9 protein-coding genes are annotated in these 8883 nt (G+C 41.4%); 8 read left to right on the plus strand and 1 reads right to left on the minus strand.

Features of this window, described 5'->3' with window-relative positions:
- The coding region (locus PX481_RS24010; RefSeq protein WP_288096434.1) for a hypothetical protein at nucleotides 1-491 on the minus strand (491 nt) is incomplete at its 3' end.
- 662 nt (nucleotides 492-1153) lie between these two features.
- Between PX481_RS24010 and PX481_RS24015 the strand changes: the two genes are divergently transcribed.
- The 8 genes from PX481_RS24015 (at nucleotide 1154) to PX481_RS24050 (ending at nucleotide 8711) form a co-directional block, all read left to right on the plus strand.
- Nucleotides 1154-1330, plus strand: a complete 177-nt coding sequence (locus tag PX481_RS24015) for a DUF8621 family protein (protein ID WP_002762817.1) — start codon at nucleotides 1154-1156, stop codon at nucleotides 1328-1330.
- Complete coding sequence (locus tag PX481_RS24020; protein ID WP_002762816.1) at nucleotides 1327-2385, plus strand: DUF3326 domain-containing protein; 1059 nt, start codon at nucleotides 1327-1329, stop codon at nucleotides 2383-2385. Before PX481_RS24015 ends, PX481_RS24020 begins: the two co-directional genes overlap by 4 nt.
- Nucleotides 2382-2960: a CPBP family intramembrane glutamic endopeptidase gene (locus tag PX481_RS24025; RefSeq protein ID WP_002762814.1), complete on the plus strand. Its 579-nt coding sequence runs from the start codon at nucleotides 2382-2384 to the stop codon at nucleotides 2958-2960. The genes PX481_RS24020 and PX481_RS24025 overlap by 4 nt, the downstream gene beginning before the upstream one ends.
- 479 nt (nucleotides 2961-3439) lie before the next feature.
- On the plus strand, nucleotides 3440-3856 hold the full coding sequence (locus PX481_RS24030; RefSeq protein ID WP_002762813.1) for a hypothetical protein: 417 nt from the start codon (nucleotides 3440-3442) through the stop codon (nucleotides 3854-3856).
- Nucleotides 3857-3910: 54 nt separating this feature from the next.
- On the plus strand, nucleotides 3911-6523 hold the full coding sequence (locus PX481_RS24035) for an nSTAND1 domain-containing NTPase (protein ID WP_288096437.1): 2613 nt from the start codon (nucleotides 3911-3913) through the stop codon (nucleotides 6521-6523).
- Between the two features lie 39 nt (nucleotides 6524-6562).
- Nucleotides 6563-7318, plus strand: coding sequence for a hypothetical protein (locus tag PX481_RS24040; protein ID WP_002762811.1), 756 nt, complete (start codon nucleotides 6563-6565; stop codon nucleotides 7316-7318).
- 126 nt (nucleotides 7319-7444) lie between these two features.
- Nucleotides 7445-7759 carry a thioredoxin gene (gene trxA, locus PX481_RS24045; protein WP_502846639.1) on the plus strand — a complete coding sequence of 105 codons (315 nt, stop codon included), beginning with the start codon at nucleotides 7445-7447 and terminating at the stop codon, nucleotides 7757-7759.
- Nucleotides 7760-8267: 508 nt separating this feature from the next.
- Nucleotides 8268-8711: a DUF3531 family protein gene (locus tag PX481_RS24050; protein ID WP_002733109.1), complete on the plus strand. Its 444-nt coding sequence runs from the start codon at nucleotides 8268-8270 to the stop codon at nucleotides 8709-8711.
- Nucleotides 8712-8883 lie beyond the last annotated feature (172 nt).

The following is an 8883-nucleotide window of genomic DNA, read 5'->3' on the forward strand; positions in this document are numbered from 1 at the left end:
CCGTATTTCCAGAGAATCCAAGTGCAGGCCACGCCTAGGGGTAGGGTAAAAAGGACGCTGAATTCGTGGTATTCCATGAGGACGTATTGACCGAGGGGCGAATTTTCCTTTAGCCATGCCCGCGCACCGCCAAACTCTAAATCGGCCCGATAGCGCATATAGGCTAAATTACCAGTGGCGATCGCTAAAAAAGCGAGGACGGTAGCCCAGAAGGTGAGGGTTCGCATTTGCCGCAAGAGTTTGCTAGAACCTCTTAACAGGGGAAAAGCGAGGTGGCCTGCGTAAACAATGACGACTAGGGCTAATAAAGAGCCAAAACCGTGAATTGTGCCTAACCATCGCTGCCACGGACTCGGATGCAGGAGATTGACGAAGGGCAGGAATAAAAATAAGCCCGCCGAGAGGATTCCTAGCCCATAAACGCAAACGGTGGCGATATCTAGGGTTTTGGGGAAATCTATTTTTTCGGATTCTGTGGGATCAGATAACATCTGCTTCTCCTTGACGATTTGGAAAGAGTAAATGAGAAATTATCTCAATTAAGTCGAACTTTGATCAAAAAAGTCCAGAGAATACCTGTGTCCAACCATCAAAGGATTTTTAGACTCAAGTTGACGCTCAATAACGTCAAGACTAGAATTTAGACATAGACAAAGCTGGCGCTAAATGATTCTAGTAATCACTTAGCCTCAACTATGCACTGCTAAAGGAGCGACTGGCATCGCTTCTTTGGTTTAATCAGGCTCTAGACTAATTTTCTTGTCAACCATTCAGTCTAGGGCTTTTTTTTAGCCAAGTCTAGTATCAACAATATTTTTTAATAGTTGAGAATAATTCTTAACTATTTTGAAGCTAATGCTTAAATCTCTGGCACAATTGATTTTTGATGGTTTAAAAACGCTAAAAATAAGGATTAAGTGGCATAAAATATCCAAATAGACTGTTTAATTGATTACTGTTCCTTCTTAATTCTCCTGGCTACTGGCTGCTGACTCCTAACCAACCAAGATAATTTTTGATTTTTACAAGAGGTCTATTCCTAAGGGTGTCACACTACGGCTATCGGTCTTCTCCCCACTCCCCCCCGCAACGCTCACGAAGTGGTCTCCCCACTGCGGTAAACTAAATGAGATGATCCACGGGAGTTATGACTATGACCACTCACTTTATTAGTGCCGAAATCGACCTACAGGAAACCCCGCAACAACTGCAGCAAGAAATCGAAAAAGAATTAGCCAAACGGGGTGAACCCTTGCGTTGGGCAATCACAGAAGTGGATAGCGAGAATAATCAAGTCAAAGTCGAAGCGATTGTCACCACTGCCTCGTGAATTCCCGTCCCTATACCGCCGTACTAATTATTCCCACCGGCATCGGGGCAGCGATTGGCGGTTATGCTGGGGATGGCATTCCCGTGGCCAGAGCGATCGCCCAAGTTTGCGATCGCCTAATTACCCATCCCAATGTCCTCAACGGCGCACAACTGTACTGGCCTCTGGACAACACCTATTATGTGGAGGGTTACGCTTTAGATCGTTTTGCCCGGGGGGATTGGGGATTAAGTCCCGTCCATCAAAATCGCATCGGGTTACTATTCGATCGCGCCATTGAATTTGACCTCTTGCAAAGACACCTTCAGGCTGCCGATGCTGTCCGGGCCACCCTAGGCTTAGATCTCACCGATTACCTGATCACCGATGCCCCCCTAAATGTGCAGTTGCGAGAGGCAGCCTCCGGGGCCAGTTGGGGAACAATTGGCAATCCCGACAGCTTGCTGCGGGGAGCAGAAAAACTGATTAACCAAGGCCGGGCAGAAGCGATCGCCATTGTTGCCCGTTTTCCCGACGATCCCGATAGCATTGCCCTGGCTAATTATCGCCATGGTCAGGGGGTGGATCCCCTTGCCGGGGCCGAAGCGGTAATTTCCCATCTGGTGGTGCGACAATTCCAAATACCGGCAGCCCACGCTCCCGCTTTAAGTCCGCTGCCCCTCGATCCGCAACTTTCCCCCAAGGCCGCGGCCGAAGAAATCGGTTATACTTTTTTACCCTGCGTTTTGGTGGGTTTGAGTCGCGCCCCCCAATTGGTCAAGCGGCCCGGTCCCGATGCTATTTGGAGCCGGGAGGTGGACGCGCTGATCGTTCCCGCCAGTGCGTGCGGTTCTAGCACAGTTTTGAGTTTTTGTCAAGAAAAAACTGTACTGATTTCCGTGCAGGAAAATAGTACAAGAATGAAGGTGGCCCCGGAACCCCTAGGGGTGAAAGCAATTAGGGTACACTCGTATATGGAGGCGATCGGTGCGATCGTTTGTCAACGGGCAGGGGTTAACCTAGCATCTCTTCGCCCTAATTTAAACTCTTTACGCTGTTTATCCGAGAATCCGTGACTAATTCCCCTAATTCCGAATTTGATCCCCTGACACGCACACAAGTCCTCACCATTATGGCGGTAACGGCGATTATCTTGCTGGTAGTCGCCAAAGTTTGGCAATATTTCGGTGCGATCGCTATTCCCGCCATTCGCTGGACTCTCCCGGATTTCCTGTTCGGATTAGCCTTAGCGGGGGCAATTAGTGGAATTAGTGGGCTTCTCTATCGTTTTTGGTCTAGTTATCGCCATAGTGCTAATGCTTACTTAGAATTAGTCATTAAACCTTTAGCATGGCCCGATTTAATTTGGATTGGATTACTGCCGGGGTTAAGTGAAGAATTATTATTTCGCGGGGTGATTTTGCCAGCTTTGGGCTTAAATATCTTTGGTTTAACCGTTTCTAGTCTAATTTTTGGTATCCTCCATTTTAGCGGTCCCCAACAATGGCCCTATGTTATCTGGGCAACTGTTGTCGGTTTTGCCCTCGGTTATACCGTCATCATCACCGGTAATTTATTAATCCCAATTCTCGCTCATATTATCACCAATCTCCTCGCTAGTTTTCTCTGGAAATTACAGCATAGGAGTTAGGGGATAGGGGAAGTGGGGAGATGGGGGAATGGGGAGAACAAATAAAACGCAATCTCCTGACTCACCGTTCGCTCAAATTTTTGAACTCCACCTTATTATCATGGCAAAAAAGCTTACAGCATAAAGTTTTCAGAAGACCTAGCGGTGGTTAACTTCGAGAAAATTAATACAAGGTGATCTCGAAGGGATCTGCTTCGCAATGTGCCAACTAACCTACTTAAAATCATAACTGCTTCATTTTCGTAGCGATGCCGCGGGCACAGCGAAGCTGACCGCCCAAAATAGTTCCTCGCTCCCCGCTTAATCGGTTAAAAGCCTTGCACAGAAAGCAGTTAGCCTCATTTATTGAAGCTCCCTAAGTTTAAAATAAGCGAACGGTGAGATAGGATTAGGTGTAATATCTTATTATTCCATGTCCTAGTGAGGGCAGATTCAGATACATATTTGGTTACATTAGTGCTGAAGAGGAGAACAGGAAAATGAGTGGTTCGACTAAAGACAATCAGGGAGCTAATATTTCTATTGGTAACAATGCCACTATTGGAGGCGATGTAGTTGGTAGAGATAAGATAGTCACTACAACTGCGACTGCTGAGTCGTCATTTTCTCAAGAAGAACTCTTAGAGCTTCTTAAACAATTAAAAGCATCAATCAAAGAGTCTTCCATCGATGGAGATGACAAAGATTTAGCCGTCGGTCAAGTCGCTGCTGCGATTAATGAAGCTAAAAAAGGAGGTATTAGCAATTCTCAGGAATCCCAAGAAAAATTTGGGCAATATCTCTCAAACACTAAAGATATCCTTGACAAGGTGAAAGATGTTGGGGAAATTGGAACTAAAGCTTGGCCAATTCTCGTAAAAGTCGCTAAAATGATCGGACTTTCACTTATTGTCTAATTTCTAGCCTCATTGTTTTCTACATACGGTTAACTACTTTTGAGTGATGAGGTAATGGCTATGGAAGACAGTATAAATAACCAGAGTACAAGTATCTCCTTTGGCGATCAAGCAATCGTTCGAGGTGATGTTGTTGGTGGTAACAAATATGAAATTAAATTTTATGCCTTGTCATCAACTTCTGTAAGTTGGAGTCAATACCGTCAAGAGGATCGACCTAGCCAAGAAGATCCCTATAAGTTTCTAAGTTACTATGACACGACGGATGCTGATATATTCTATGGTCGGGAAGTTGTCTCGGATTTACTGGTTGCCAAAATCTCTAGTCATAAATTAGTGCTAATTAATGGAAAATCGGCGAGTGGCAAAACATCCTTAATTAATGCTGGTATCATTCCTAGACTGGTAGAAAGAGGTTACTTTACCATCGTTTTTAGAGATTATGGCTATCCCACCGACCTAATTAAAGAGGGAATTAACAATCTTGAAAATGTCAATATCGATCTGAGTCATTGTCAGACAATGGCTGAAGTTTTAAATCAGGTACGCCATGAGTCGAAACGTCCCTTAGCGATTTTCTTGGATCAATTTGAAAGATTCTTTTTAAATTTACCAGAACAGCAGCAGACCAAGTTCACTCAAGAATTTGGTGAATGCTTAAATCAGATTCAAGCTTCATCAATTACCTTTATTATTTCTATCCGCCAGGATTTTTATGGAAATTTAGGAGAATTTTGGGAAACATCACCGGAATTTAATACTGAGAGTTACTTCTATTATTTAAAACCTTTAAACAAAAGTGAAGCTCTCAGTGCGATTAAAAAACCGTTGCAACGCCTCTATCCTAATATTATCTACGATCCTGATTTATTAGAGAATCAACTTCTACCTCAACTTCTCAAGGGAATTAATGAAGAATCGCGTGAGCAAGTCGAACCCGTTCACCTTCAGATTGTTTGTAACCGACTGTTTGATGAAGCGAGAACAAGATATCAGGAGCAACTACAAGCAGGAGAAACAGTTATTATCAAGGAAAATCTCTATCAAGAACTGGGTGGTGTTAAGGGGATTTTGCAGGGATATGTGGATGTAATTCTTGACCAATTTCTGCCTCAAGAACGGGAAGAAGCGAAGTTAATTCTCAAGCAAATGGTTACGAGTCAAGGAACTCGTGCTTTTAAGTCTCTCACGGAAATTTCTCAACAAATTGGTATTGCTCAAACGGAAATAGAAGCAGTCCTTGAAAGGCTAGACAGAAGCCGTCTTATAGAAACAATCCCTGGGGAAAAAAAATATTCTTTAACCCATGAATATTTAGTGCAGAAAGTAAATAAGTGGTATGATATTAAAGAATTAGAAATTAAGAAAGCACAAGAACTTTTTGAGAGATGTTTCGCAAATTGGAAAGTTTATCGACATCTTATTCCTGTCAATCAATTTAAGGAGATTGAACCCTTTAAAGCCAATCTTGATTTAGATTCTGAAAAAGAAAAATTACTTCAACATAGCTTATGGCGATATTATAGCGACCGTGGCTTGAAAGGATTAATTGTTTTGCTCTTCTCCGTGATTTCTGTTTATTTAATACGGGTCATTCCGAATGATATTGGTCGTTTAAAGGTAGAATCAATACAGGGAGAAAATTTGAATCATGCCACAAGAGTATTATCTGTGGAAAAGGACGGTAATGTAAAAGAAGTAAAAGTGAGTTGGGGACTTCCAGATTTGGGGGGTTTGCCAAAAGGATTTTACTATGTTGAAGTAAAAAACAATGGCTATCTTGTTAGGTATCCAGTAAAAATAGAAGGATACAGGCGTTATTTAAATCCTATCACTATCCAAATACCAACTGATAAGTTATCAGGAAATTTAACTCAAGATATGGCACTTATCCCCAAGGGCCAGTTTTTAATTGGCAATCCCCTTGAAAGCAAAAAGGAAAAGGAAAAGGAAATTGAGTTAGACAGTTTTTATATTGACAAACATGAGGTAACTAATGCTGAATATAGACAGTTTTTGCAAGAGATTGAGGAGAATCCAGCAAAATATCAGAAATTATCTGGAGATCAACTTTTCTATAAAGAGAATCCCCAAAACCATAAACCTGACAGGTGGAATCCGCCTTTTTATAATAAATGGAGTAAAGAACCAGATGCACCAGTTGTCAATGTCGATTGGAAAGACGCTTTCGCTTACTGCGCTTGGCAAGGAAAACGATTACCAACTGTTTTTGAATGGGAGAAATCTGCTTATGGCATATATAAATCATCTGACAAACCCCAAAAATATAATTATCCTTGGGGGAATAATCTTGACCCCACTAAAGTTAAAGCAAATACTGGCGATAAATGGCGAGATAAGGATAATTGGGATGATCGCCATGCGGAGAAAGTTAAAAGTTATCCCGATGGACAGAGTATATACGGTGTCTTTGATCTGATCGGTAATGCTTTTGAATGGACAGATATTTGGTATGTTGGCTCGTTAGTCGATAATGACATATCTGCTTCTTTGAAATCCGATCATAACAAACAACCTCTTAAGGGAGGCTCTTATGGACAAGACATAGCTTTATATCCGATCCATCAAAAACCGTCCCTAATAGATATTAGCCAAAAAAACCTGCAATATGGTTTTAGATGTGCTGTTTCTAAAGCCGATATTTGACGAAAAGCAGAAATTTAAAATATCGAGGAAAAATCAGTCATGAAACTTAAATTGAGACTTCTTAGAATTCACAAGGTGGTTTTACTTGCCTTAACAATCACTCTTTTGTGCGTGGTTCCTGTTTTATCTCAAGTATCTTACAAGGCAACAGTTAGTCGGATCGTAGAAACGAGAACTGGAGTTCAATTAAGTCAAGCTTCCCAGCTTAACCCAACAAATAACGTCAATCAGTTAACTCAGAATATTTACACAAAGATAAAACCTCCGGGCAATCCGTTACCGAAGATTATCATCCCTTTAGGAACTACTGACTTGAATAAATTCCAAAATATCCTGGCTTCTAAAAAGGTATCTGCTAACTATTATCAAAGTGTCGGTGAAACCCATGACATGGGAAAAGAGGGGGTGTGGGAGTCAGTTAATGTAAACTCACTTCGTTCTACTGACCCGGCTTATGCTGTCGTTCTGAGTAAGCCTAACTACGGAAAAACTAACCACTTAACTTTTAGAGTTATCGGTATTAACAATAATGTTCCTATAATTAGTTTTGCTAGTCCCGATGTTGCCCTAAAAGATAGTATATCTGTTGATTTTATCGTAGATACAGGCAATTCTGGGTTAAAGTCTGAGCAGATTGGTAAAGCTGTTGAAGCCAAAGATTATCGATTACGCTATCGAAGGGAGTATGCTAATTTTCAAGAATACAAAGGCAAAGTAGATATTTTAATAAGAAATACAATGATTCAGCAAGCACCGCCTCGAAAAGTAGATTATTTGGTTACTATCTCCCGCTAAGAATGATAAAAAACGATGATTAATAACGAGCAAATAACCAAAATTTTAGCCCATTTTTTAGTCACAATTACGCTAATTCTTGGCTTAAATGTATGGCAGATTCAAGTATCCGCTCAAGTTACACCAATTACTGACAAAATCTTTGACGAAGAAGTTCTAGAAAGCAATACTTTTGTTCTAGTTGAGTTTTATGCGCCCTGGTGTGGTCCCTGTCGTATGGTTGCACCAGTCGTGGATGAGATTGCTGAACAATATGCAGGTCGCGTAAAGGTTGTCAAAGTGAACGCAGATGAAAATCCGCGAACTGTTAGTCAGTATAACATTCGCAGCGTTCCCACTCTGATACTCTTCAAAAAGGGTCAAAAGGTCGATCAGATAATAGGTGCTGTTCCGAAAGCAACCCTAGTCGATTTCATAGAGAAACATTTAGGATCTAAATGAATAGATTGCTTATCTTCTGGATTTTTTGTCATAGTTTTAAAAAGCATTGAAACTTGGTCTAGGTTGAAAAATCTTAGACTTAACCGTTCCTACAGCATATTGCTCCTCTCACCGTTCGCTCAAATTTTTGAACTCGACCTTATTATCATGGCGAAAAAAGCTTACAGCATAAAGTTTTCAGAAGACCTAGCGGTGGTTAACTTGGAGAAAATTAATCCAAGGCGATCTCGAAGGGAGCCGCTTCGCAGTGTGCCAACTAACCTACTTAAAATCACAATTGCTTCGTTTTTGTAGCGATGCCCAGGCACAGCGAAGATGACTGCCCAAAATAGTCCCTCGCTCCCCACTTAGTCGGCTAAAAGCCTTGTACAGAAAACAGTTAGCCTCATTTATCGAAGCTCCCTAAGTTTAAAATAAGCGAACGGTGAGTTCCTGACTCTTGACTCCGAACTGCGAACCCCCAACACCCTAACACCCAACCTCTTTTTTACTTTTTACCTTTAAAAACATGGAAGTGCAATTTCGCGAATTTAATCCTTTTGATGTCTGGTTTTGGCTGGAATTTTCGACAGTTCCCTCGAATATGGAACAGCAGTATGTAGAAGAAGTTTTTGCTTCTTGGTTTTATTTGGGTAAATTAGGAGCTTTCAATGCCGAAAACCTACAGGTACAGGAGGTGGGAGTCGATATTAGTTATATGGAATACGATCCAGATATAGCCGAAAATGCCTTTATGTCACCGATGCACAATATGACCGATTTTGAATACTTAGGTACTTGGGGACGTTGTTGGTTTGACCTTGGTACTAGCGATCTTATTGCTTTAGATATTTTAATCAATGCCTTGACCCAATTAAGTAAGGATTTTGTCGATATTAAACGTTTAATTATCGGGGGAGAAAATCAAGATTGGCCAGTTGGCGATCGCAGCAATTATCTCTTTAGCGAATAATTAGGGTTTAGTGAAAAAGGGTTCTTCGGTTTGTGTTATGCAATGGAGGGGGTTTATAAGGGATGAAACCCTTATATAGAAAGACATTTGGCGATTTTTGTCAATTGTTTTCGATCTAGAACGAGCTAATCAATTAAGTCTCTTGCCGGATAAGGATTTAGTCGATTTATGC

The sequence above is a fragment of the Microcystis sp. M53603_WE2 genome, from assembly GCF_030065435.1.

Coding starts and splice junctions, on each gene's coding strand:
- PX481_RS24015 (WP_002762817.1), top strand. CDS start 1,154: ATGACCACTCACTTTATTAGTGCCGAAATCGACCTACAGGAAACCCCG.
- PX481_RS24030 (WP_002762813.1), top strand. CDS start 3,440: ATGAGTGGTTCGACTAAAGACAATCAGGGAGCTAATATTTCTATTGGT.
- PX481_RS24035 (WP_288096437.1), top strand. CDS start 3,911: ATGGCTATGGAAGACAGTATAAATAACCAGAGTACAAGTATCTCCTTT.
- PX481_RS24040 (WP_002762811.1), top strand. CDS start 6,563: ATGAAACTTAAATTGAGACTTCTTAGAATTCACAAGGTGGTTTTACTT.
- PX481_RS24050 (WP_002733109.1), top strand. CDS start 8,268: ATGGAAGTGCAATTTCGCGAATTTAATCCTTTTGATGTCTGGTTTTGG.